Genomic DNA, 24,720 nt, shown 5'->3' on the forward strand with positions numbered 1-24,720 from the left:
AGAGCGAGATGACATTATTGGTTCTTGGGGTTTTGCTTTGGGCAGCAGCCCATTTTTTCAAGCGGGCGATGCCGGCTGTACGGGAGCCGATGGGTGACAAAGGGAAGGGCTTGGTTGCCCTGACGCTGGCTATATCCATCGTGTTCATGGTGCTCGGCTACCGCGCGGCAGAGATTGAGGATGTGCTTTGGATAGCGCCAAGCTTTGTTTTTCATATCAACAATTTGTTGGTGCTGATTGCGATTTTCCTGATGAGCCCTGCGCCGCGTAAGGGCAAGCTGTTCAACAATATGCGCCATCCGATGTTGATCGGGTTTTCGCTCTGGGCTGTGGCGCATATCTTGGTCAATGGCGACGCGCCATCGATTGTTTTGTTCGGCGGTTTGCTGGCCTGGGCGCTTGCGGAGATTGTTGTGCTCAACCGCGTTGAAGGCCCCTGGCAACCAACCGAACGTGGAACCATTGCAAAGGATGGCATGTTCTTTGTTGCTTCTGTAATCCTCATGGGTGTGATCGGTGCCATTCACGGCCTGATCGGACCATCCCCATTTGGAGGCTAAGAGCATGAAACTTTATCGTTTTCTATCTGAAGAAGACACATCCGCGTTTTGTCACAAAGTGACGGATGCGCTTAACAAGGGGTGGGAGCTCTACGGCTCTCCGACACAGACTTTCTGTCAGGCCACAGGTGTTATGCGGTGTGGTCAGGCCGTCGTGAAAGAGGTTGAAGGCACCTACACCCCGGAGACAAAACTGGGAGAACACTAAATGGCCAAGACCAATCCGGGCCGGTTTTTTGAAGACTACACGCTGGGGCAGGTGATTGAACACGCTGTGCCGCGCACTGTGGGATCAGGCGAGCGCGCACTCTATCACGCGCTTTATCCTGCGCGTCATGCGCTTTACTCCAGTGACGAATTTGCGCTCGCTTCTGGCCTGCCGCAATCTCCGCTGGACGATCTGGCGGCGTTTCACGTGGTCTTTGGAAAAACGGTTCCGGATGTGTCGCTGAATGCTGTGGCAAACCTTGGCTATGCCGAGGGACGCTGGCTGAAGCAGGTCTATGCAGGCGATACGCTGCGCTCTACATCCGAAGTGATTGGCCTGAAGCAGAACTCAAACGGAAAAACCGGGGTGGTTTACGTGCGCACGCGCGGCATGAACCAGCGCGATGAGGTTGTCATGGAATATGTGCGCTGGGTGATGGTGCGCAAGCGTGATGCAGATGCGCCGGCACCTGAGACCGTGGTTCCCGAGTTGTCGAAGGTTATTGACCCAGCGGATTTGGTGATCCCGGAGGGGCTGGACTTTAGCCGCTATGATTTTGCGCAAGCTGGCGAAAGCCACCGCTGGGGCGACTATGCGGTTGGCGAAACCATTGACCATGTCGATGGCGTGACGCTGGAAGAGGCTGAGCATATGATGGCGACGCGTCTTTGGCAGAACACCGCCAAGGTGCATTTTGATGCGACGTTTCGGCCAGATGGGCAGCGTCTGATCTATGGTGGGCATATCATCTCCTTGGCGCGGGCGCTGAGCTTCAATGGGCTCGCCAATGCACAGATGATTGTGGGCCTGAATGGGGGCGCGCATGCCAATCCTGCGTTCTCGGGTCTGACAGTGAAAGCCTGGTCGGAAGTGCTTGATAAAGCGGAGACATCTGCCCCCGGTGTCGGTGCAATCCGTTTGCGCCTTGTGGCAACCAAAGGCGGCACCCCCTTTGCTCTGAAAGGCGAAGATGGGAAGTATCTGCCGGATGTGCTTTTGGATCTCGACTATTGGGCGCTTATGCCAACTTAGGGAGTTGTGATGCCCCGCGCGATTTATCTGACACATCCGGAAGTGAATGTTGATCCAAATGTCGCTGTGCCTGACTGGGGATTGAATGACATTGGCCAGACGCGCGTGGCTGCCTTGGTTGCGCGCTTTTCTGGTGGAGGTTGGCAGGTTGCCTCGAGCACGGAGCGCAAAGCGCTGGAGATGGCTTGGCCGTTGGCCGCCTGTTTAGGACAGGCGCCGGTTTCCATCCGTCACGACCTCGGCGAAAATGATCGCTCCAGCACAGGGTTTTTGAAAGATAGCGCCTTTCAGGCGGCGGCAAACGCTTTCTTCGGTGCCTCTGACGTATCTTACAACGGCTGGGAGCGCGCGGTGGATGCACAGGCCCGAATTGTTGGGGCAGTGCAAGACCTTATCTCGGATTGCTCAAACGACAACCTTGTGATCTGCGGACATGGAGGTGTCGGAACGCTGCTGTATTGTGCGTTGGCTGGCGTGCCGATCGACCGCCAGTGGGATCAGAAAGGTGGCGGGCACTGGTTTGAATTTGATACCCGAACGCTTACGCCGGAAAACCATTGGCAACCCATGGAAACTTTGGTCTTGAATTAGGTGGTGTGTTGTCTTTTTCTACGACAATGAAACACTTACTCCTACCCTTTGCTTTATGTATTGCTGCGAGCGTTTCTGAGGCCGAAGTGGATTTGAGCCACACCTCTGAGGAGACGCTTGCCTTTGTGGAGAGCAATCTGCTCGGCATCTTTTATCACGAGCTGGGGCATGCGTTGATCGACGTTCTGGAGCTGCCGATCTTTGGTCAAGAAGAAGATGCTGCGGATGTTCTTTCGATTTTCCTGATTGATGCGTTTTATGAAGAAGAAGCTGCTGTACAGCTGGCGTATGATGCGGCTTTTGGCTTTTTGGGCGAAGCCGAGGCCAATGAAGAGATTGCCTTCTGGGATGTGCATGGCCCTGATCTGCAAAGATACTATAACACGGTCTGCCTATTTTACGGTGCGAACCCGGACGAACGCGCCGATTTGGCGGAAGACTTGGGGCTACCCGAGGACCGCGCTGACTATTGTCCTGAGGAGTATTCTCAGGCAGCGGACAGTTGGGGCGGCGCATTGGATGAGATCTCCCATGAGGGCGGTGGAAACACACTGATCATTGGTGGTGTCGATGCCGAGACAGATGGAGGGATTCTGACTGAAAGGGTTCTTCGGGCGGAGGTTGAAGCCCTCAATGGTGACTTCCGGTTGCCGGAGACACTTACGATTTCGATCCAGCCATGTGGTGAAGCAAACGCGTTTTATGATCCTGAGTATGTCGAGATCACGATGTGCACTGAATTTGCTGATGCCCTCGTCGAAATGGCGCCTGATCTCTGAAACACACGCGGAGTTGATGGCGCGTGTTCTGGCATCGGGTTAGGCTTTTGCCATGCGGTTTCTCAATGTCATAGCGGCAGGGCTTTTGTGTTTTCCGGCGTCGGCAAAGGGCTGCGAGCTGGCGCTTTTGCTGACAGTGGATGTCTCTGGCAGCATTGATGCAGACGAGTATCGCGTTCAGATGGATGGGCTGGCTGCAGCGCTGCGTGACGGGATTGTGGTCGAGGCGCTGGTCGCGCAAGAGGCTGCGGTTGCCTTGATGCAGTGGACAGGGGAAGGGCGCCAGCATGTGAGTGTACCTTGGAGCAGGATCACGTCGGCGCAAGATGCGGAAGATCTGGCGGTTAGAGTGGGGCACATGCGCCGTCAGTGGAGCCGATATTCGACAGCGATTGGCGATGCGCTTTTGGCATCCGCTGCGTTGATGGAAGCCGCGCCTTCCTGTGAGCGGAAGGTTGTAGATGTGTCCGGGGACGGACCGTCAAACGAAGGCCCGCTGGTTGAATACGGCCGGAAGCGGTTGGCGGAACTTGGGGTAACGATCAATGCGGTCGTGATCGAAACCGATGCATCTGACCTGACAGCCTACTTCTGGGAAAATGTGATCACGGGGCCCGGTGCGTTTGTCGTCACCGCGCAAGGTTTTGAGGACTATCCAAGACGGATCAGGCAAAAGTTGATCCGCGAAGTCGCAATGCAGGTTTCAAAAACGTCTGTTTCTTTCGTAGAAACGACCGGAAAAATGTGAGCGCCAACATCGGTTGGCCGTTCGGATGCGCAGGCGGAGCGGGATTCCTTTCCTCATTATCCTGACAAAAATACTATAAATACGAATTGTGATCACGAATAAAAACGTGTGATCACAAAAGTGAAAAAATCGATATGATTGGCGAAAAAAACAGCGAGAATTAAGTCTTCGCCAAGGTGACAGCGTGCAAAAATGCGCTAGAAGATCCGCAGAGACCTTGAAAGGATTCATTATGGCTGATGTGAAAAGGATTGAGCGCCCGCTCTCCCCCCACTTGCAGATCTACCGACCTCAGATGACCTCTGTGTCGTCTATCTTTGTGCGGATCACCGGCATTGCGTTGATTCCCATTGCTGCGGTCGTTGTTTGGTGGCTCCTCGCTGCGGCAACATCAGAAAGCGCGTTTGCGTTCATTGATGGATTACTGCGCAGCTTCCTTGGCGACGTGTTCCTTTTCCTGTCTGCGTGGGCGGTGTTCTATCACATGCTGGGGCGTCTTCGTCATGTGATCTGGGATTTCGGCTACTGCTTGGATATCGAAACTGCGGTTAAGCTCGGCAAAGGCATGTTTGTAGGGGCAACCGTGCTTTCCATCGCGACCGCGCTGATTGTGTAAGGAGTAGACGAGATGAACTTTCTAACCGACCGCAAACGCGCGCAAGGCACCGGGGCATCTGGTAAAGGCACCGAGCATCACTGGCACATGATGATCAACTCGTCGCTCCTGGTGGTCTTGGTCCCGCTGTTTGTGATTACCTTTGGTATGGGCATTGGCGGCACTTACGAAGAGGTTCTGGCCTATTTTGGTAAGCCGTTCCCTGCGATCATCACGGCGCTCACGCTGATCGTTGGTGTGAACCACATCAAAAGCGAAGCTCAGGACGCAATCGAAGACTATATGCACGGCGTTGCGGAAAAGCTGACTTATATTGCCGCAGGTGCAATCTGTTACACGATTATCATCGTAGGATTGTTTGCGCTGATTAAACTCGCCCTCTGACGCCGGAGCGCCCGACCGAGGTTGTGGCGCACGTGTAACACTGTGAACTGAACGCCCTGTATAGCGGCGGCAAGGATTAAACCGATGACAGCAGCATACGAATACGAAACACATGAATATGACGTGGTCGTGGTAGGCGCCGGTGGCGCTGGTTTGCGCGCCACTCTAGGTATGGCCGAGCAGGGCTTGCGCACTGCCTGTGTGACCAAAGTTTTCCCGACCCGCTCGCACACAGTTGCGGCACAGGGCGGGATCGCCGCCTCGCTTTCCAACATGGGCCCCGACAACTGGCAGTGGCATATGTATGACACCGTGAAGGGGTCTGATTGGCTTGGCGATACCGATGCGATGGAGTATCTCGCACGCGAAGCGCCCAAGGCTGTTTATGAGCTGGATCACTATGGTGTGCCGTTCTCGCGCACCGAGGAAGGCAAGATTTATCAGCGTCCGTTTGGGGGCCACACCACAGAGTTTGGCGAAGGGCCTGCCGTGCAGCGGACCTGTGCGGCCGCAGACCGGACTGGCCACGCGATCCTGCACACGCTGTATGGTCAATCGGTCAAGAACAACGCGGAATTCTACATTGAATATTTCGCAATTGACCTGCTGATGTCCGAAGACGGCCAATGTCAGGGTGTGGTTTGCTGGAAGCTTGACGACGGTACTTTCCACGTGTTCCACGCCAAAATGGTTGTGCTGGCAACTGGCGGTTATGGCCGTGCGTATTTCTCTGCAACTTCTGCACACACCTGTACGGGCGATGGTGGCGGCATGGTGATGCGCGCTGGCCTGCCGATGCAGGACTTGGAGTTCGTACAGTTCCACCCAACCGGGATCTACGGCTCCGGCTGTCTGATCACCGAGGGCGCACGCGGCGAAGGCGGCTATCTGACCAACTCCGAAGGCGAGCGCTTCATGGAGCGCTATGCGCCACAGTACAAAGACCTTGCACCACGCGACTACGTCTCGCGCTCCATGACGATGGAAATCCGTGAAGGCCGTGGCGTCGGTGCAGAAGGTGACCACATTCACCTGAACCTGAGCCACCTGCCGGCGGAAGCGCTTGCAGAACGCCTGCCAGGGATTTCTGAGAGCGCGAAGATCTTTGCGGGTGTTGACGTAACCAAAGAGCCAATCCCAGTATTGCCGACTGTGCACTACAACATGGGCGGCATTCCCACGAACTACTGGGGCGAAGTGCTGAACCCAACTGAAGAAGATCCCACAGCTGTTGTGCCGGGCCTGATGGCGGTTGGTGAAGCGGGCTGTGCCTCTGTTCATGGTGCAAACCGTCTGGGATCCAACTCTTTGATCGACCTTGTTGTGTTTGGCCGCGCGGCAGCGATCCGTGCAGGCAAAGTTGTGGATCGTGACGCGCCCGTGCCAACCCCACCTCAGGTCGAGATCGACAAGTGCTTCGCGCGCTTTGATGGTTTGCGCCACGCCAAAGGTGCCATTCCGACGGCAGAGCTGCGTCTGGATATGCAAAAAACCATGCAGCGTGACGCGGCCGTTTTCCGGACAGCCAAGACCATGAAAGAGGGTGTCGAGGCCATGACCGAGATTGCAGGTAAAATGACTGACCTGCACGTGACAGACACATCTCTTGTCTGGAACTCCGACCTGATGGAGACGCTTGAGCTCACCAACCTGATGCCGTCTGCAATCTCCACCATCGTGTCCGCTGAGGCGCGTCAAGAAAGCCGAGGCGCGCACGCGCATGAGGACTTCCCGACACGTGATGATGAAAACTGGCGTGTGCATACGGTGAGCCGTGTGAACGAAGATGGCACGAAAGTTGATCTATCTTATCGCCCAGTGATTGTTGACCCGCTGACCAAAGAAGAAGAGGGTGGGATCGAACTTAAAAAGATTGCACCTAAAGCGAGAACCTTCTGATGAAATTTGGATTTGCTGGATTATTGATTGGGCTGATGCTTGCGACACAAGTTGCCGCAAAAGATGTCGCTACTCCATTGATTGTACAGCAAATCCAACGTTGTATCGCTGATACGCGCGCGCCTGGTACCTATAAGGTGACTGCGTATGAAAATGTGCCAATCGTAGTCGCGGATGCGGAGGGAACGGACTTGGGGGCGCGAAATGTCAATGACTGCCTGCAGGACACCTACAGCGTCCAGTACTCTATTGGTGCGTTCTCCTCTGTGACAGATGACGCAAGCGTGGAACGTGCTAGGCAGCAATGCCTCAATTTGGTCGTCGGCGGCGTCATCATAGGAGTGGTAGCAGGGGCAGTGATTTGGCATTGGGTTGGATACCCGGCGGCTGAGGGCGCTGCTTTGGCGTTAATTGGCGCGCCGATCACCGGGCCGAACCTTATGAATCAGTGCTTGAGAGACAAAGGTGTTTCTCAATCTCAAGGTTTGGAATTCGCGTCCGGGTGTTCGCGTAAGTCTGATGTATTGCATGGCGGCTCTCAGTACTGCCGTCGCTAGAAAACTACTTTGTGCTGAACCTTAGGGTTAAGCGCGACTTGAAACGAAAAAAACGCTGACCCAACCGCGGAGCGGTTTTAGTGAGCATGAGAATGAGAACGAAGGTAAGCGCAGGTTGCGCGCCCACGTGTAGGAAGGAAAGACGATGGTCGAATTTGCCCTCCCCAAGAACTCCCGGATTATGACCGGCAAAACCTGGCCCAAGCCGGCTGGCGCGACCAATGTGCGCAAGTTCCAGATCTATCGCTGGAACCCGGACGACGGCAAAAACCCACAGGTGGATACCTATTTTCTGGACATGGACAAGTGCGGTCCAATGGTTCTGGATGCGCTGATCAAGATCAAGAATGAGGTCGACCCTACGCTGACCTTCCGCCGCTCGTGTCGCGAAGGCATCTGTGGGTCCTGTGCGATGAACATCGACGGGATCAACACGCTCGCCTGTATCTACGGTCTCGATGAGATCAAGGGTGATGTGAAGATTTATCCTCTGCCGCACATGCCAGTGGTGAAAGACCTGATCCCAGATCTGACCCATTTCTATGCGCAGCATGCATCCATCATGCCGTGGCTGGAAACCAAGACCAATCGCCCCGCGAAAGAGTGGCGTCAGTCCATTGAGGACCGTAAGAAGCTTGACGGGCTTTATGAATGTGTGATGTGTGCATCCTGCTCTACGTCTTGCCCAAGCTACTGGTGGAACGGCGATAAATACTTGGGGCCAGCGGCACTGTTGCACGCTTACCGTTGGATCATCGACAGCCGTGATGAGGCGACAGGCGAGCGTCTGGACGAGTTGGAAGATCCGTTCAAGCTCTACCGCTGCCACACCATCATGAACTGTGCAAAGACCTGCCCGAAGGGTTTGAACCCCGCCAAGGCGATTGCAGAGATCAAGAAGATGCTGGTCGAACGCCACGTCTGATTGTGGATGAAACGCTTTTCGACAAGGGCCCTTACGGGCCCTTTTTCGTTTCTTTCTGTGCATAAATTGCATGGCGCCTTTGCCAACTGAGCAATTCTTTGGCTGTGCTGCGTTGGCTATATACTCAAGCAGGGAAGGAGATCAGTTGTGAATACGGAGACTGCCGATGTCCGCCCTAGAGACAAACACACCAGAAGACTTTGCCGCGCGTGCCTTGGAAGTACTTGAGCAAGCCTACGCCTACTACTCAGAGCCGCCACGCGTTTCGGTTTTGTCGCAGGACAGCGATCAAGAAACATATTTTGAGTATGTAAAAGCAGCCTGAACTTTCTGGTATTGCTGATATGAAGCGCTCCTTTCTGGGGCGCTTTTTGCGTTTCTCGGTTTGAGAGTGACGCGCTTTTCTTTACGTAAGGTTGGTCTTGGTCCACAGACGACTGCCCGCTAGCCTCTAGAAAACGGGAGGAGGCAACATGGTCGATGTGATCATCGTAGGCGGCGGCCTGGCTGGGTTGGTGGCTGCACGGGAAGCTGCGCTTCGGGGGCGTCAAGTTGTCGTGTTGGATCAGGAAGGTAGGCAGAGCCTTGGCGGCCAAGCTTTTTGGAGCCTTGGCGGTTTGTTTATGGTTGATACGCCTGAACAGCGGCGTATGGGGGTGAAAGACAGCGCAGAACTTGCTTATGCGGATTGGATGGGGTCTGCGCAGTTCGAAAGGCCCGAGGATGAAAACCCGCGCCGTGTGGCCGAAGCCTATCTAGAATTTGCCAGCGGTGAGATGCGCAGCTGGCTGAGAGAGATCGGTATGCGGTGGTTCCCGGTGGTGGGGTGGGCCGAGCGTGGCGGCGCGTTGGCGCATGGTCACGGAAATTCTGTCCCACGTTTTCACATCACTTGGGGAACAGGCCCCGGAGTGGTCGCACCGTTTGAGCGGGACGTCCGACAACTGTCAGGCGACGGTAAAATCGACTTGCAGTTTCGCCGAAAAGTCACTGAGTTGATTGTCGAAAACGGCGTTGTCAAAGGAGTGCGTGGGGCAATCTTAGCGGACGATGCTGCGGAGAGGGGGCGCTCTACATCGCGCGATATTGTTGGCGATTTTGAACTGAGGGCAGAGTCCGTGGTTTTGACCACAGGAGGCATTGGCGGCGACCATGAGATGGTGAGGCGGTATTGGCCGGAAGATCGGCTGGGTACCGCACCCAAACGCATGGTGGCCGGGGTTCCAGACTACGTTGATGGGCAGATGCAGCGACAAGCTGAGGCAGTAGGGGCGGCGGTCATCAATGGCGATCGCATGTGGCACTATACCGAAGGGTTGGCCAACTGGGATCCGATCTGGCCAAACCATGGTATTCGTGTCCTCCCTGGGCCAAGCTCCATGTGGTTTGACGCTTTGGGAGATCGGATGGAGGCGCCCTATCTGCCGGGATTTGACAGTTTAGGCACCTTAAAGCGGATCCTGTCGACAGGGCACGCTCACAGCTGGTTCATTTTGACGCAAAAGATCATCGAGAAAGAATTCGCCCTATCCGGATCTGAGCAGAACCCTGACTTGTCTTCAGGCAAGTTCATAGAGGTGCTTAAGGGGCGTTTGCTGTCCAAAGGCGCACCGGCACCGGTGGAGGCGTTCAAGCGTCATGGGGAAGATTTTGTTGTTGCGGATGAGCTGGACACTCTTGTGGCTGGCATGAATGCAGTCACGCCAGAAGTGCCTGTCTCGCTTGACAAAATCCGCTTTCAGATCGCCGCGCGCGATGGACAGATCGACAACCCATTTAGCAAGGATGCGCAAGTGACCGCGATCAGAGGGGCGCGTGCATTTCTTGGGGATCGCCTGATCCGTACTGCCAAGCCACATCGCATTCTGGATCCAGCCAACGGCCCGTTGATTGCCGTGCGCCTTAACATTCTGACGCGGAAATCGCTGGGTGGGTTGCATACTGATATCGCTGGACAGGTTCTCAAGCCAGATGGCAGTGCGTTTGAGGGGCTATTTGCGGCTGGAGAAGTCGCAGGCTTTGGTGGTGGTGGCTATCACGGCTACAATGCGTTGGAGGGGACTTTCCTTGGTGGCTGCATCTTCTCCGGGCGGGCCGTGGGGCGCGCTGTTTAAGATTTAGATTTGTGGTCTAAGCCGTGCTACCCTCCCCATATTTTAAAGAGTATTGGGAGGATTACTATGAAACATCTGTTTGTGGCAGCTCTGATTGCTATTGCTTCTCAAGGGGTTGCAGGTGGTGCGCCCTCGCCTGAGGGGGCGGAGGTGTACTTTGTCAACCTGTCTGATGGGGACACTGTGCAGTCCCCGGTTTTGGTGCAGTTTGGACTTTCTGGGATGGGAGTTGCGCCGGCTGGGACGGAGGTTGAGAATACGGGACATCACCACATTTTCATAAACCGGCCACCGCTTGGAGAGGGGGCTGAGGATGCTGATCTGCTTGAAAACGGAGTGCCAACGGATGACAACCATCGTCATTTCGGCGGCGGTCAGACGGAAGTGACACTGGAGCTGCCAGCGGGCACCCATACATTGCAGCTGGTGCTGGGAGATGAATTCCATGTGCCACACACCCCACCGGTTGTCTCTGACGTGATTACGATCACTGTCGACTAAGTGATGGCTGCGTTGCGGATAGCCATTGCAACCCGTTAACACTTGGGGGCAGGATCGCGCCATGACTGAGACCATCCTGCCCCCCGCTGACGCCGAAGACCGCCGTGCCATCCAGCCGGTGATTTGTTATCCAAACACGACTTTGCCGACCCCACCACTGGCGCTTTACCAAGCGGCAAGAAAAGACGCGACCAAGGTGGACGAAGTACTGATCCCCGCGCGGGATGCGCGCTGTTTTGAGGTGCCCGCCGGGCATTTTTTCCGCATCACATCCGTGGAAGGCCCGCAGGTGGGGGATCTCAATCTGTGGAATGCGCATGATCTGAATGAGCGGTTTTTCTCCGGAAAAACAAGAGCTTTACACGGCACGCACATCACGACCGGAGAACGGATGTGGTCGAGCCTGCCCAATCTGCGTCCGATGGCGACAATCGTGACGGATACGTTGGGTTGGTACGGGATCGATGCCTATGGTGGCTCTGTGCATGATGTGATTGGCACGCGCTGTGACCCCTATACCGGCAATCTGTTGAGCGGTGATCAATATCACTATTGCTGCCATTCCAATCTGACCCGAGCCTTGGCCGCACACAGAGGGATGAGCCTGGAAGACGCGGAGCCGCATGTGCATGACGTTCTTAACGTTTTCATGTGCACAGGCTTCACGCGAGACACCGGGCAGTACTTTATGAAAGCCAGCCCGGTGCGCCCCGGCGACTATCTGGAAGCTTTCGCGGAGATTGATCTGCTGGGCGCATTGAGCGCCTGTCCGGGGGGCGATTGCTCGGCTGAACACAGCAGCGATGCCGCCGCGTGTTACCCGCTTCTGGTGGAGGTTTTTGCGCCGAAAGAGGGCGCGCTGGAAGGGTGGGAAAGCCCCGCGATCAATGGGTATGATCGCAGCCACGGGCTGTCGCGTTAACCATAAAATTTTACATCGGTATTGCGTCTGTATCGCGTCGGTATTGCGGAGGTGCAAATTTGCGCCTCCCTCAAAAAGTAAACGCTGCGCGCTGGTGTTGTGATTTTAATGGATCGTTTTCCCAGCGCGCGGTGTTGCGGCGGGGGAGGAGAGACGTTGTGGTATCGCAAGTGAAGGGGTGTGGTGCCGAGTGAGCGGGGGCTTTCGGCTAGAGGTGCAATGGGACGGGCACTTTGGATCGGTTATCCGGACATCTTGTCGCGAAGGTTGGCAGTGAGGTCGATTTGACCGATGCAGCGCTCCGCACCAACGACAGCAATGCGCAGAAAGCGAGCTTTGCAAAGTTCAGTTTTCTTTGGCGTCTGTGCGGGACGGAGTGTGCTTTCGCTGCGGCTGCAAGAATGTCTGCTGTCAGCGCGCAACATTTTTCGGGAATAACTGGTGGAACGCTGTAGCTCCAGAACTTGAGAAGGACACCACGCGGGTTTTCTGATCCCGCTTGGCCCATCCAAGTTCTTCAAACCGGGTCAGGAATGCGCGACCGAGACTTCCGGCAAGATGCGAGCGGCGCTCGCTCCAGTCCAGACATTCTCGGCAAAGCGGTGCGCGCGCCTTCCGAAGCTCACCAAGGTCAATCTCGAAGCCGGTTGCGAAGATAGCTCCAGAAGCTGTTAAAATTAAATCTTCTCCCTCCAACACAAGATGCCCCTGCGCCATCAGGCTGTCGAACATCTGCGTGCCCATGTCACCGGCCAAATGATTGTAGCAGACCCGTGCCTCGCGCAATTCCGCGTCCTTTGGGCCTGTACGTTTGCGCAAATGACCTGCACCCGCTGCCAGACCCATCAGCCCTTCTAGAACATGGGCTACCTCGTCATTGGCTAGAGAGAAATACTTGTGCCGCCCTTGTTTGCGGGGTCGCAGCAAACCACCTGCATCCAGCTTGGAAAGATGTGAGCTGGCCGTCTGGATCGTAACACCGGCCTCTTCCGCCAGTTCGCTTACAGTCAGTGCCTTCCCGCTCATCAACGCCGTCAGCATGTTCGCGCGCGCAGGATCGCCGATCAACGTGGCGACATGGGCGATATCAGGTCCTTCTTTCATAGTTCGACCTTAGTCGAAGCATTCCGCGCTAGCAATCGTCTAGTTTTGGCGAGAAGTAACCGCGAAAGGGACACCCATGCTGACATGCGTCATCCGCTACCACATCGACCCCACCAAGAAGGCTCAGTTCGGCGAATACGCTCGCAACTGGGGGCAGGCCATCCCACGCTGCGGGGCCGATCTGATAGGCTACTACGCCCCGCACGAAGGATCATCGACGCTGGCATACGGCATCTACAACGTGAAGAGCCTGGCCGACTACGAGGCCTTTCGTGCCAGATTGGCCGATGACCCGCTCGGGCGGGAAAACTATGAGTTTGCCCAGAAGGAGAAGTTCCTGCTGCGCGAGGACAGGACATTCCTGAAGCTCGCATCCGCACCGCACGGTGATGCGACATGATTGCCGTGATCTTCGAAGTCGAACCGGCGGACGAACGAAAGCAGGATTACCTCGACATCGCAGCCGAGATGCGTCCGATGCTGGACGACGTCGAGGGCTTCATTTCTGTCGAACGGTTTCAGAGTCTGACCGATCCAGGTAGAATCTTGTCGCTGTCGTTCTTCGAGGACGAGGCAGCGGTTGCGCGGTGGCGCACCCTGTCCGCACATCGCGGTGCGCAGAAGAAAGGCCGAAGCGGTATTTTCGATAACTATCGTTTGCGGATCGCCAGCGTGATCCGCGACTACGGCATGTTCGACAGAGACGAAGCCCCCATAGACAGTCGAAAGGAGCACGCATGATATCGCTCATTGCAACAGCTTGGCTTGCGCTGGCAACGGCGGCGATCTCGCCAGGACCGAACCTTGTCGCGGTGGCCTCTCGTGGTCTTGGTTCCGGTAGAAACTCTGCGTTGATCGTTGCCAGCGGATTGGCGTGCGGCGCGTTTCTCTGGTCCTTCCTGACGGCTGTTGGCTTGGGTAGCCTCTTCGGCACCTACCCCCAACTCCTCAAAATCCTGGGGCTTTTCGGTGGAGCCTACCTTCTTTGGCTTGGCATTAAAGGCTGGCGCGCAGCGCTTACTGGCAAAGGTGGCCAGATCGAACCGAAGTCCGGGCAAGGACCGATTGGAGATTTCCTCCATGGTCTGACTGTCACCTCGACAAATCCAAAGGTCGCACTGCTCTGGGCATCGCTTTCGACGTTCGTGGGTCCGGCAGTTACCCAATGGTCCTATCTGATCCTCTTCACGACCGGCTCTGCTATCATCATATTCGTGATCTACGGAACTTATGGATGGCTGTTCTCGACCGGGCACGCGCGAGGGCTCTACCGCCGTTTCCAAAGAGCGAGCGAGGCCGTCTTCGGCACTCTGTTCGGTGGGCTGGGTGTCTTCATGATTAACCGGTCCTTTTAGGAAAGCTGCCTTTCGGGCACCACGCAGCATCACGCACTTTGGGCTCACAGCGGTCATTGAAAGTTAAGGCACCGTCCGTAAAATCTAAAACGCATGGGCTCCACCAACGCGCAGGCGGCGAAGCCGACCAGCCTCGGTTTATCTCTATGGGCCCTCCCCACGGGAGAGGGCTTCACGCCCACCCAGAGTCGGTGGCCGGTCTGTGTGATCTATTACAACCGTTACAAATTTGTTGGTTGGTGGTTTCACAGTCAAATAGAACGTCACCGCTGCATGCGCGCGGGGTTGCGGGCTACTCCTCCCAATCACGCCTGCAATTCGGCGTCCCAGTAGAGGTAGTCCATCCAGCTGTCGTGCAGGAAGTTGGGAGGGAATTTGCGGCCGACGTTGCGGAGCTCCTCGGAGCCGGGCTGGCGCGGTGGTTTGCGCAGGCTCATGCGCGCTTGACGCAGGCTTTTGGAGCCTTTTCTGAGATTACAGGGCGAGCAGGCGGCGACGACGTTTTCCCAGCTGGTGACGCCTCCGGCGGCGCGGGGGATGACGTGATCGAAGGTCAGATCTCCGCGAGCACCGCAGTATTGGCACTGAAATTCATCGCGCAGAAATAAATTAAAGCGCGTGAAGGCCACGCGCTTTTGCAATTGTACATAGTCTTTGAGGACAACAACCGAAGGGATACGTATTTCGGTAGAGGGGCTGCGCACCACATGGTCGTATTCGGCAACGATGTCGACGCGATCCATGTAGGCGGCTTTTATGGCGTCTTGCCAAGGCCATAGGGAGAGCGGGTAGTAGGAGAGGGGGCGGTAGTCGGCATTCAATACGAGGGCAGGGTGGTGTTTCAACCCGCCGGGACTTCGTGTGAATTCTGTCCTAAAGTCTCCGTCCATCTTCGATCTCCCTATGCGCCCATCTTGCGACGTTAGGCTGTCTGGGCTGCCCGCTTGTAACCACTATATCTCGTGTCTTTGATCTGACAAGCCTCACGATATGCGAAAGTGTCGCAGGGGATGAGGCAGGTGCAGAGTGTCAGCAGTGCGTGACGCTTTCATGACGGGCCTGTGGATAAAATGAAAGCGCCGCGCTCAAATATCAAGCGCGGCGTTAACAGAATTGACCTGTTGGCCGGTGTCAGTAGAACTTCAAGCCGTTGAGATCGAAGGTTTTGGACAGGGTCAGGGCAAAGCGCGTGTCGTCTTGAGCAACCATGCTGCCGATGCCCTGACGCCCGATGGCGTTGGTGGCTTGGGCGTCTATGCTGAAGCCGGATTGGCCCAGATGGTAGCGTGCGCCGGCGGCCCAGGTTGTTTCGTCCCCATCGCGCCCCACAGGGGTGACCTCCGCGATCAGTTCCAAACCGTTGCCAAAACCATAGTTCACGCCCATGCCAAAGCCGACCAGCTCATTGTTGCCAAAGGCTCCGATTTTCGGGCTGACGGTGAGGGACAGGCCAGACTGGGTTTTGTAGGTGGCGATCAGATCGGTGTAGAAGACGCCAACTTTGGTGGGATCAGAGTTGATTTGGCGCCCATAGAGCATGCGCCCGGTCAAAGAGAACAGATTGCCGTTGTTCTGATCCATAAAGCGCAGTTTTGGGCCAATCATATAGCGCACGCTGGTGGTGGGCACGAGATCCGGGTCTGCGGTTGGGTTGTCGGAGTACTGTTCGAAAATCACCTGAATTTCGCCGTCGCGATCGGGGCTGAAACTCAAGGCAATGCCTTTGTTGTTGTCGCTGCCGCCCCAGATATCTGTGCGCAGCATGCCGGGCTCAAGCGTATCGGCGGCACCGAGGGTGAAGCCGTCTTGTTGCAAGTGGACCTGACGGGTGGTGGGCGGCAAGGAGAGATCTCGGTAGCTGAGCGGGCGGTTTGCACCGGGCGTGTAGATCAGACGCGCGCCCGCGAGCACATCGTCGCCGTCGGGCCAGAAGGTCATGACACTGGTTGCAGGCGAGTTGCCCCAGCCATTGGTGAGATATCCCTCAAGACCAAGTCGCGGGGTGACATTGTAACGTCCGCCCACCGTCCAGACAGGGACAGCTTCAAAATTTCCATCGCTGTTGATTGTGTTTTCGCCAGACAGGGCTGTTTCCACGGTGCCAAACATCAACACTCGGTTGGAAGCGCGGTAGCTGACGCCTGCGCCGAGGCTGACGATGGTGCCATAAAACTCATCTCCGGCCACATCATCGGGTGCCAGTGTCACGCCTGGGGTCAGGTGAAACTGGAGTTTCGGCGATGCTGTGTAGGTGATCGGCGCCTTTATGGCCCCGATGAACACACCATCTTGATTGGTGTCAAAACCGCCCCAGAAATCAGATTTCAGAGACACAAAGTTTTCTACTGAGCCAAGAGCTGCGATGCTGACGCGCCCATTGTTGTAGAGCTGGTATTTGCCCCAGAGCGCGACTTGCGTGGTTTCGATCTGTGGGATCGTGGGGAAGCCAGCGACGGGGCCACCGATGGGATCAACATAGTTTTGGACGTCGATGCCCATGGTGAAGCGGTCTGTGAACGCATAAGAGCCGCCGCCGTTGTAGACTTGGTTGCCAGTGCCGGTTGGGGTACTTGGCGAGTTTTGACGTGCACCGATGTTGAGTTCCACCGTGCCCGCATGGTTCATGTTGGCGGTTTCAAAGCCCACAATCCGTGTGGGTGGACCCTCAACAACGGATAGGCTTGTTGCTTGAGCTGTCGCCAAGCTCGGGATTGCGGTTGCAGTGGCCAAACTCACGGTCAGCACCAGAGGAGAAAAAGCACGCGCCTCAGAATTGTGATGGCTCACGGTGGGCTCCAGTAAAATAAAGATGTAGCGAATTGCGCTGTTTCAGAGGCGCTTGGGCATCTCTCACAAAATGAGAACGCGAAATTGCCCGCCATATGCTTCATGAAAACGCAAAGAGCTTTAGTACGAATGGATAGTATATTGAGCGGAGATTGGACCCAAGGAATTTTGCCGTGATAATGAGGTTTTTGTTAGAGTTTTTTTAAGGCGTGGCTCTGGCGCATCGCAGATTGATTTAGGGTGTCGTTCACAGGGTATTTGGCGAGCGGCAAGAACCGCCCGCAAAGATCAAAAAGGGTCCGAAAGGGCGCTGTTGAAATTAAAGCCCAAGCTTGTCGCGCATGAAGGCCAATGCGACGCCAAGACCATCTGGTGCAATGCCGTGCGCCGTGCCTTTCATGATATGGGCATAGACATCTGTAAAACCGGCTTCTTGTAGTGCTTCGGCGGCTTCAGGCAGCGACTGGGGGGGAACCACATCGTCCTGATCACCGTGGATCAGCAGGATTGGTGGCTTGCTGACCGTCTCATCTTTCAGCAGGTCCGGCTGCAGCAGGCGACCAGAGAAGGCCACAACACCTGCGACGGGATCTTCGCGCCGTGGGGCGACGTGCAGGCTCATCATTGTGCCTTGCGAAAAGCCCAATAGCACAACCTGTTCTGGCAGCAGATCTTCGTCGACCATGACCGCATCCAAAAACGCGTTCAGATCATCCACCGCCGCCATCATGCCGCGTTCGCTTTCTTCCTCCGAGGATCCATCAATCCAGGGAATAGGGAACCATTGGCGCCCCATGGGCATGCCGGGAATTTCTTCAGGGGCGTCAGGTGACAAGAAAAGCGTGTCTGGCAAATGTTCTGCCAGCGGATCCGCGAGGCCCATGAGATCTGCGCCATTGGCGCCATAGCCATGCAGGAAGATGACCGCGGAACGGGTTTCGCCCGAAGCGGGTTCTTTGCGGAGGGTTTGCAATACGCGCGTCATGTCACGGCCCTATGTGATCTCAGTTCAGAGACGTGTGTGGCATGACAGCGCGCGGGTCGCAAGACAGTAGCGGGGGCAGGTGCCCGCCCCCGTATAGTCTGACGCTTACGATTTGAAAGCAGCCTCAAGCGCGATTTCGACCATATCACCGAAGCTTTTTTCGCGATCTTCTGAGGGAAGCGCTTCGCCTGTGAGCAGATGATCGGAAACCGTGAGCACCGCCAATGCACGGCGGCCATGGCGCGCGGCAAGATTGTAGAGTTCTGCCGCTTCCATCTCTACACCCAAGATACCATGGCGTGTCATTTGCTCGTTTAGGTCCGGTCGTTCGTCATAAAATACATCGGAACTGTAGATGCCGCCCACGTGGGTTGGCGTACCGTTTGCCGCTGCGGCGTCTGCGGCGGCGCGCAGCAGGCCGTAGTCTGCACATGGGGCAAAGTTGATTTCTTTGAAGATTCCGCGTGATGGCGTTGACAGTGATGTTGCCGTCATGGCGATGATTACGTCGCGCACGTTGACGCTTTCTTGCATGCCGCCGCAAGATCCAATGCGGATCAGAGTTTGCGCGCCATAGTCTTTCATCAACTCGTTTGCGTAAATTGAAAGCGATGGCATGCCCATACCTGAGCCATGTATTGTGACGCGATTGCCTTTCCACATGCCGGTAAAGCCAAGCATTCCGCGCACTTCATTGACGAGTTTCACGTCTGTTAGAAAACTCTCTGCCGCCCATTTTGCGCGATAAGGGTCACCGGGCAGCAATACTGTTTCAGCAATATCGCCGGGCTGAGCGCCGATATGAACGGTCATGGAAGTATCCTTTCAAGCATCAATTAGACGCGTGGCATGTCGCCAGGCTAGGCTAGCTTAAATGCGCAAAGAGGTGCAAAACATCAAGCCAGATTTCGGTGATAGTGATGGCTCAAAAACAATAAAGCCGGGCGACCTTTCAGATCAACCGGCGTGCATTCTAGCATCAGCTCTGTGGCTGGTGGGAGCCTGTTCCAGTAAGATCAGGCCCCATATTCGGGTGTCGTCTTGTTAGACTTCCATTTCTTCGGGAGAAATGCCTGCGGCGAGTGCATTATCAAACCATTTCGGTTTGCGGCCTTTTCCAGTCCAGGTTTGAGTTTTGTCTTCTGGGTGTGCGTATTTTGGCACGCCTTTCATGAAGCCATTCTTTTTCTTGCCCGTTGCGTTGGCCAGCTCTTCCAGGGAAAAGCCATATTTTTCGGCGGCCTCTTCAACAGCTTTAAGCGCGTCTGTCTTGCGTTTGGCTTCGCGCTTTTCCAGCTGTATATCGATTTGCGCGCGCAAATCGACAAGAGCCTCGCGGGACATTTCTTCCAAGTTCATTTAGTAGTCTCTATTTATTTGGTGGTGGCGGTATTTCGCCGATGCGAGGGGGATTGCGCAAGAGATATCTGTATTTTGCTCACAAATTTGTGTGTTTAAACATGGATTAATTGCGGGAAAAATATGGTTTTCCCGCATTGGTAATGCATCCCCGTGCTCTTATTTTTATGCGTTTTCAGGCCGCTTCAGACTCTGGCGCAGCGAGTGTCACAATGTCGCGCATGATGGTGTTCAATTCGAAGTCCTTGGGCGTGTAGACACGAGAGACCCCCATATCGCGCAGCCGCTCGGCGTCGTCATCGGGGATGATCCCCCCAACAATAACCGGTGTGTTTGCGAGGCCCGCAGCCTCCATGCGGGCCATAAGATCTTCAACGAGTGGAATGTGAGAGCCTGAGAGAATGGACAGCCCGACCACATGGGCTTTGTCTTCTAGCGCTTTGGCAACGATTTCTTCGGGTGTTAAGCGAATGCCGTCATAGGTGATGTCCATGCCGCAGTCCCGCGCACGGAAGGCAATTTGTTCAGCGCCATTTGAGTGACCGTCAAGTCCCGGTTTTCCAATCACAAACTTGAGGCGTCGGCCCAGTCGATCAGAGGCGGCGTTGACCTCTTCACGTATCTCATCAAGGCCCTCAGTCTTGTTGGATGGGGCGCCGGATACACCGGTGGGGCCGCGGTATTCGCCGTGAATGATGCGCATCTGTGCGGCCCATTCACCGGTTGTGACGCCAACTTTTGCGGCGGCGATGGAGGCGGGCATGACATTTGCTCCGCTGGCGGCGGCGTCACGCAGATCTTTGAGCGCTTTCTCGACCGCGGCGCTGTCACGCTCAGAACGCCAAGACTTCAGCCGGCCAATTTGGTCCTGCTCCACAGCGGGATCGACCACCATGATGCCGCCATCGCCGGTTATCAGGGGGCTGGGTTCTCCCTTTTGGAATTTGTTGACGCCCACCACCACGGTCTCCCCCGCCTCGATGCGGTTGAGCCGCTCGGCGTTGCTGTCCACGAGGCGAGATTTCATATAATCAATTGCACCAATTGCGCCGCCCATACTTTCCAAATTGGCCAATTCAGAACGCGCGCCTTCTTTTAAGAATTCGACTTTCGTATCGACGGCTGGATTTCCGTCAAATAGATCGTCGTATTCCAATAGGTCCGTTTCAAAAGCCATGATCTGCTGCATGCGCATTGACCATTGCTGATCCCATGGGCGGGGCAGGCCGAGGGCTTCGTTCCAGGCGGGAAGCTGCACTGCGCGGGCACGGGCTTTTTTGGACAGTGTCACCGCGAGCATCTCGATCAGGATTCGGTAGACGTTGTTTTCCGGCTGCTGTTCTGTGAGACCCAGTGAGTTTACTTGCACCCCGTAACGGAAGCGGCGGGATTTTGGGTCTTCTATGCCGTAACGCTCCACGAGGATTTCATCCCACAGATCCACAAAGGCGCGCATTTTACACATCTCGGTGACAAAGCGGATGCCTGCATTCACAAAAAAAGAAATGCGGCCGCACAGACGTGGGAAGTCCTCTGGGGCGACACGAGGTTTCAGGGCATCCAGCACAGCGATGGCGGTGGCAAGCGCGAAGGCAAGTTCTTGTTCTGGCGTCGCGCCGGCTTCTTGCAGGTGATAGGAACACACGTTCATCGGGTTCCATTTTGGCACGTTGGTGTAGCAGTACTCTGCGACATCCGCGATCATTTTGAGGCTTGGCTCTGGAGGGCAGATGTAAGTGCCGCGGGAGAGGTATTCCTTGATCAGGTCGTTTTGTACGGTGCCTTGCAGCTTGGTGACGTCAGCGCCCTGTTCTTCGGCCACGGCGATGTAGAGCGCCAAGAGCCATGGGGCAGTGGCGTTGATCGTCATTGAGGTGTTCATCTGCTCAAGCGGGATCTGATCAAACAGGGTCCGCATGTCGCCCAAATGACATACCGGCACGCCCACCTTACCCACTTCACCACGCGATAGGATGTGATCGCTGTCATAGCCGGTTTGTGTTGGCAGATCGAAAGCCACCGACAGTCCGGTTTGGCCTTTTTCCAGATTGGAACGGTAGAGCGCGTTTGAGGCTTTGGCGGTTGAATGGCCTGCGTATGTTCGAATCAACCATGGGCGGTCTTTTGTCGGCTTTTGCTGCGTCTGCGACATTGGGGGTCCCTCTGTTCGATGGCCCAGCGAGGGCTTGGCAATAATGTTGCGTCAGAGCGTAATTTGGAGAAATATCATTTGCAAGAGAATTCGCTGCGCTGCGGCGAGTACGTCCCGTCACGTTATCGGCGACGGACTGTCAAGCAGAGATACATGTTTACCTTGGGGAGCGCAGTTGCCAGAGTCCGCGCCATGACTTCGACTGTAGAACTTCCCGTTTGGCTGTTTGGCCTAATCTTGTTGTTTGCGATTGTAACGGCCGCAAGCCACTTGCTTTTCCCCTCTGTGCGTTGGTTTTTTCGCCGTCGCATGGAGCGGGCTGTCGCGCATCTGAACGAGCGTCTTCAGCGGCCAATCGAGCCTTTCAAGCTGGCACAGCGCCATGACATGATACAGCGGCTGATTTATCAGCCCGATGTGACGCGTGCGGTTGCGGAACATGCCCGCGCCAAAGGGATCCCCGACGCGGTGGCGTTTGAGGAAGCCAAACGCTACGCGCGCGAAATTGTGCCGTCCTTTTCTGCGTTCATGTATTTTGGTGTGGCGATCAGGCTCACCCGGTTCTTCAGCCGCGCGTTGTACCATGTGCGCGTGGGGTTTGTGGATGAAGCGGCAATTGATGCGCTGCCACAAGATGCCACGGTGGTTTATGTGATGAACCATCGCAGCAACATGGATTATGTACTGGTGACCTATCTGGCTGCGCGGCGCTCTGCCTTGACATATGCGGTGGGCGAATGGGCGCGTGTCTGGCCGCTGAGCCGCCTGATCAGGGCGCTTGGTGCTTATTTTATAAGGCGCAGATCGCATAGCGAACTCTATCGCAAGGTGCTTGCCGCATATGTTCGGCTGGCCACAGAGGCCGGTGTCACGCAGGCGATGTTCCCTGAGGGCCGCCTGAGCCTTGATGGTGCGCCTCAGGAGCCGAAACGTGGCCTGCTCAAGTATATCACAGATGCCTATGATCCCGAGGCGCGGGACGTTGTGTTTGTGCCTGTTGCGCTGAACTATGATCGAATTTTGGAGGATCGCATCCTGTTGGAGGCCAAGGCGCGCGGGGGCAAAGGGTTTCGTGCGCGCATCAGTGTGATTTTGGGTTTCTTCCTGAAGCAGATCTGGTTGCGCTGTTTGGGGAAGTATCGAAAATTTGGCACCGCAGAGGTGCGTTTTGGGCATCCGTTGTCTTTGGCGGAATTTGTAAAATATCATCCGACAAGTGCCGGAGAGGATCTGGCGGAGCCGTTGTCGCTTGAACTTATGGGGCGGATCAATGCGGTGGTTCCCGTGCTGTCTGTGCCGCTGGTGGCGGCGATTTTGGAAGACGCAGCGGCCCCTATGACGCTTGAGGAGATCAAGGCCGCCTATGTCGCCCATATGGATCACCTTGGGGAAACCGCGCAACAGGCGCAAGATTGTGTCGCTGGGGACGCAACGGAAACTGGACTGCGCATTCTGGTTGGTCGGCGTATGATCGGTGAAGATGACAATCGATATTTTAAGAAAGAAAATCAAAGAGATGAGCTGGCATTTTATGCCAATTCCATTCGTCACTTATTGGAATGATTTCGCGATTGCAGCATAAATTGCTGCGATTGCAGGGTCATAAAATTACAAAATGAGTGCGCCTAAGGTTGCAATGTTTCTCTGTCGTCGGTATCTCGGTGATAGAAACGCGATTCTGCATCGCGGCAAAACGACCAACAGGAGGCGAAGATGGCTCTGGATACCGAAAGCGCAATCTCAACTTACGACGCGCCGCAAAAGGATCTTTATGAAGTGGGCGAAATGCCCCCAATGGGCTATGTCCCAAAGCAAATGTACGCTTGGGCGATCCGGCGTGAGCGTCAGGGCGAGCCCAACAAGGCGATGCTTCAGGAAGTTGTAGATGTTCCCACATTGGACAGCCACGAAGTGCTGGTTCTGGTGATGGCAGCAGGTGTGAACTATAACGGTGTCTGGGCAGGCCTTGGTGTGCCGATTTCCATGTTTGACGTGCACAAGCAGCCCTATCACATTGCTGGGTCCGATGCGTCTGGCATCGTTTGGGCCGTGGGGGATAAGGTAAAGCGCTGGAAGGTTGGCGATGAGGTGGTGATCCATTGCAACCAAGATGACGGTGATGATGAGCACTGCAACGGCGGCGATCCAATGTATTCGGACAGCCAGCGTATTTGGGGCTATGAGACCCCGGATGGCTCTTTCTCCCAGTTCACCCGCGTGCAAGCGCAGCAATTGATGCCACGTCCCAAGCACCTGACATGGGAAGAGAGCGCATGTTACACGCTGACGCTGGCCACTGCGTACCGCATGTTGTTTGGCCATGAGCCTCATGATCTGAAACCTGGCCAGAATGTACTGGTTTGGGGGGCGTCTGGCGGGTTGGGATCTTATGCGATCCAATTGATCAACACTGCAGGTGCCAACGCGATAGGCGTGATTTCAGACGAAACCAAACGCGACTTTGTCATGAGCCTTGGGGCCAAGGGTGTTCTGAACCGCAAAGACTTCAATTGCTGGGGACAGTTGCCCACCGTGAACACGCCCGAATATGCGGAGTGGTTCAAAGAGGCGCGCAAGTTCGGCAAAGCCATCTGGGACATCACCGGCAAAGGCAACAATGTGGACATGGTGTTTGAACACCCAGGTGAAAGCACGTTCCCGGTGTCGACCTTTGTTGTGAAGAAGGGTGGTATGGTTGTGATCTGCGCGGGCACATCCGGGTTCAACTGTACTTTTGACGTGCGCTACATGTGGATGCATCAGAAGCGTTTGCAGGGCTCTCACTTTGCCCATCTGAAGCAGGCCGCCTCCGCGAACCAATTGATGGTGGAGCGTCGCCTGGACCCATGTATGTCTGAAGTGTTCCCTTGGGCGGAGCTGCCTGAGGCGCATATGAAAATGCTTCGCAATGAACACAAGCCCGGCAATATGTCGGTGCTGGTGCAGGCCCCAAAGACAGGGCTGCGCACGCTGGAAGACGTGCTTGAGGCTGGCAAGTAAAAGGCCAGTTTCGCAGGCTGATTGAGACCCAAAAGCACCCCGCAGGTTTGCCAGCCTGTGGGGTGTTTTGCATTGTATTCAGGGTAGAACGTATTGGGCTCTCGCAGATTTCAATTCTCTTTAAAGGAGATTTGCGGAGCGG

General features: G+C 55.6%; 27 protein-coding genes. 20 read left to right on the plus strand and 7 right to left on the minus strand.

Going from position 1 to position 24,720, the window contains the following annotated elements; all coding sequences use genetic code 11:
- The first annotated feature begins 8 nt into the window (after positions 1-8).
- From PJL69_RS16420 to PJL69_RS16490, 15 genes are all read left to right on the plus strand, one after another.
- Entirely contained in the window at positions 9-560 is a 552-nt protein-coding gene (locus PJL69_RS16420) for an NnrU family protein (RefSeq protein WP_271310628.1), read from the plus strand.
- A gap of 4 nt (positions 561-564) precedes the next feature.
- Entirely contained in the window at positions 565-768 is a 204-nt protein-coding gene (locus PJL69_RS16425; RefSeq protein WP_271310629.1) for a DUF1737 domain-containing protein, read from the plus strand.
- On the plus strand, positions 769-1,800 hold the full coding sequence (locus tag PJL69_RS16430; RefSeq protein ID WP_271310630.1) for a MaoC family dehydratase: 1,032 nt from the start codon (positions 769-771) through the stop codon (positions 1,798-1,800).
- A gap of 9 nt (positions 1,801-1,809) precedes the next feature.
- Entirely contained in the window at positions 1,810-2,391 is a 582-nt protein-coding gene (locus tag PJL69_RS16435) for a histidine phosphatase family protein (protein ID WP_271310631.1), read from the plus strand.
- 8 nt (positions 2,392-2,399) lie between these two features.
- A complete protein-coding gene (locus PJL69_RS16440) occupies positions 2,400-3,170 on the plus strand; it encodes a DUF4344 domain-containing metallopeptidase (RefSeq protein WP_271310632.1) in 771 nt (256 codons plus the stop codon).
- A gap of 52 nt (positions 3,171-3,222) precedes the next feature.
- A complete protein-coding gene (locus tag PJL69_RS16445) occupies positions 3,223-3,918 on the plus strand; it encodes a DUF1194 domain-containing protein (protein ID WP_271310633.1) in 696 nt (231 codons plus the stop codon).
- 232 nt (positions 3,919-4,150) lie between these two features.
- The gene (gene sdhC, locus PJL69_RS16450; RefSeq protein ID WP_209101097.1) at positions 4,151-4,534 is read left to right on the plus strand and encodes a succinate dehydrogenase, cytochrome b556 subunit; all 384 of its coding nucleotides are present in this window, start codon (positions 4,151-4,153) and stop codon (positions 4,532-4,534) included.
- A 12-nt stretch (positions 4,535-4,546) separates the two neighbouring features.
- Positions 4,547-4,918: a succinate dehydrogenase, hydrophobic membrane anchor protein gene (gene sdhD / locus PJL69_RS16455; protein WP_209101099.1), complete on the plus strand. Its 372-nt coding sequence runs from the start codon at positions 4,547-4,549 to the stop codon at positions 4,916-4,918.
- A gap of 84 nt (positions 4,919-5,002) precedes the next feature.
- The gene (gene sdhA / locus PJL69_RS16460; RefSeq protein WP_271310634.1) at positions 5,003-6,817 is read left to right on the plus strand and encodes a succinate dehydrogenase flavoprotein subunit; all 1,815 of its coding nucleotides are present in this window, start codon (positions 5,003-5,005) and stop codon (positions 6,815-6,817) included.
- Positions 6,817-7,374, plus strand: coding sequence for a hypothetical protein (locus PJL69_RS16465; RefSeq protein WP_271310635.1), 558 nt, complete (start codon positions 6,817-6,819; stop codon positions 7,372-7,374). Before sdhA ends, PJL69_RS16465 begins: the two co-directional genes overlap by 1 nt.
- A 145-nt stretch (positions 7,375-7,519) precedes the next feature.
- Positions 7,520-8,299: a succinate dehydrogenase iron-sulfur subunit gene (locus PJL69_RS16470; protein ID WP_209101106.1), complete on the plus strand. Its 780-nt coding sequence runs from the start codon at positions 7,520-7,522 to the stop codon at positions 8,297-8,299.
- A gap of 166 nt (positions 8,300-8,465) precedes the next feature.
- Complete coding sequence (locus PJL69_RS16475; RefSeq protein WP_209101121.1) at positions 8,466-8,624, plus strand: hypothetical protein; 159 nt, start codon at positions 8,466-8,468, stop codon at positions 8,622-8,624.
- A gap of 148 nt (positions 8,625-8,772) precedes the next feature.
- Entirely contained in the window at positions 8,773-10,413 is a 1,641-nt protein-coding gene (locus PJL69_RS16480; RefSeq protein ID WP_271310636.1) for an FAD-binding dehydrogenase, read from the plus strand.
- Positions 10,414-10,479: 66 nt separating this feature from the next.
- Entirely contained in the window at positions 10,480-10,914 is a 435-nt protein-coding gene (locus PJL69_RS16485; RefSeq protein ID WP_271310637.1) for a DUF4399 domain-containing protein, read from the plus strand.
- A gap of 61 nt (positions 10,915-10,975) precedes the next feature.
- Positions 10,976-11,836 (plus strand): urea carboxylase-associated family protein, encoded by an 861-nt coding sequence (locus PJL69_RS16490; RefSeq protein WP_271310638.1) that lies wholly within the window; start codon positions 10,976-10,978, stop codon positions 11,834-11,836.
- A 411-nt stretch (positions 11,837-12,247) separates the two neighbouring features.
- On the opposite strand, the gene PJL69_RS16495 is transcribed toward PJL69_RS16490, so the two are convergent.
- A complete protein-coding gene (locus PJL69_RS16495) occupies positions 12,248-12,940 on the minus strand; it encodes an ArsR/SmtB family transcription factor (RefSeq protein WP_271310639.1) in 693 nt (230 codons plus the stop codon).
- A gap of 76 nt (positions 12,941-13,016) precedes the next feature.
- On the opposite strand from PJL69_RS16495, the gene PJL69_RS16500 reads away from it, so the two are divergent.
- From PJL69_RS16500 to PJL69_RS16510, 3 genes are read left to right on the plus strand one after another with little or no spacing between them, the layout of a single operon-like run.
- The gene (locus PJL69_RS16500; protein ID WP_271310640.1) at positions 13,017-13,340 is read left to right on the plus strand and encodes an NIPSNAP family protein; all 324 of its coding nucleotides are present in this window, start codon (positions 13,017-13,019) and stop codon (positions 13,338-13,340) included.
- Entirely contained in the window at positions 13,337-13,681 is a 345-nt protein-coding gene (locus PJL69_RS16505) for an antibiotic biosynthesis monooxygenase family protein (RefSeq protein WP_271310641.1), read from the plus strand. The genes PJL69_RS16500 and PJL69_RS16505 overlap by 4 nt, the downstream gene beginning before the upstream one ends.
- A complete protein-coding gene (locus tag PJL69_RS16510; protein ID WP_271310642.1) occupies positions 13,678-14,295 on the plus strand; it encodes a LysE family translocator in 618 nt (205 codons plus the stop codon). The genes PJL69_RS16505 and PJL69_RS16510 overlap by 4 nt, the downstream gene beginning before the upstream one ends.
- A gap of 305 nt (positions 14,296-14,600) precedes the next feature.
- On the opposite strand, the gene PJL69_RS16515 is transcribed toward PJL69_RS16510, so the two are convergent.
- The 6 genes from PJL69_RS16515 to PJL69_RS16540 all read right to left on the minus strand — a co-directional run bounded on the left by PJL69_RS16515 (position 14,601) and on the right by PJL69_RS16540 (position 21,578).
- The gene (locus PJL69_RS16515; RefSeq protein ID WP_209101127.1) at positions 14,601-15,185 is read right to left on the minus strand and encodes an HNH endonuclease; all 585 of its coding nucleotides are present in this window, start codon (positions 15,183-15,185) and stop codon (positions 14,601-14,603) included.
- Between the two features lie 241 nt (positions 15,186-15,426).
- Positions 15,427-17,082, minus strand: a complete 1,656-nt coding sequence (locus PJL69_RS16520; protein WP_271310643.1) for a DUF1302 family protein — start codon at positions 17,080-17,082, stop codon at positions 15,427-15,429.
- 319 nt (positions 17,083-17,401) lie between these two features.
- Positions 17,402-18,067 carry an alpha/beta hydrolase gene (locus tag PJL69_RS16525; protein WP_271310644.1) on the minus strand — a complete coding sequence of 222 codons (666 nt, stop codon included), beginning with the start codon at positions 18,065-18,067 and terminating at the stop codon, positions 17,402-17,404.
- Positions 18,068-18,172: 105 nt separating this feature from the next.
- Positions 18,173-18,880, minus strand: a complete 708-nt coding sequence (gene deoD, locus PJL69_RS16530; protein WP_271310645.1) for a purine-nucleoside phosphorylase — start codon at positions 18,878-18,880, stop codon at positions 18,173-18,175.
- A 231-nt stretch (positions 18,881-19,111) separates the two neighbouring features.
- Positions 19,112-19,426: an H-NS histone family protein gene (locus tag PJL69_RS16535; RefSeq protein WP_209101137.1), complete on the minus strand. Its 315-nt coding sequence runs from the start codon at positions 19,424-19,426 to the stop codon at positions 19,112-19,114.
- Between the two features lie 175 nt (positions 19,427-19,601).
- On the minus strand, positions 19,602-21,578 hold the full coding sequence (locus tag PJL69_RS16540) for a protein meaA (protein ID WP_271310646.1): 1,977 nt from the start codon (positions 21,576-21,578) through the stop codon (positions 19,602-19,604).
- 192 nt (positions 21,579-21,770) lie between these two features.
- On the opposite strand from PJL69_RS16540, the gene PJL69_RS16545 reads away from it, so the two are divergent.
- Entirely contained in the window at positions 21,771-23,141 is a 1,371-nt protein-coding gene (locus PJL69_RS16545) for a 1-acyl-sn-glycerol-3-phosphate acyltransferase (RefSeq protein WP_271310647.1), read from the plus strand.
- A gap of 150 nt (positions 23,142-23,291) precedes the next feature.
- Positions 23,292-24,578, plus strand: a complete 1,287-nt coding sequence (ccrA, locus tag PJL69_RS16550) for a crotonyl-CoA carboxylase/reductase (protein ID WP_271310648.1) — start codon at positions 23,292-23,294, stop codon at positions 24,576-24,578.
- Positions 24,579-24,720 lie beyond the last annotated feature (142 nt).

It is taken from the genome of Shimia sp. MMG029, from assembly GCF_027947445.1.
Classification (GTDB): Bacteria; Pseudomonadota; Alphaproteobacteria; order Rhodobacterales; family Rhodobacteraceae; genus Shimia.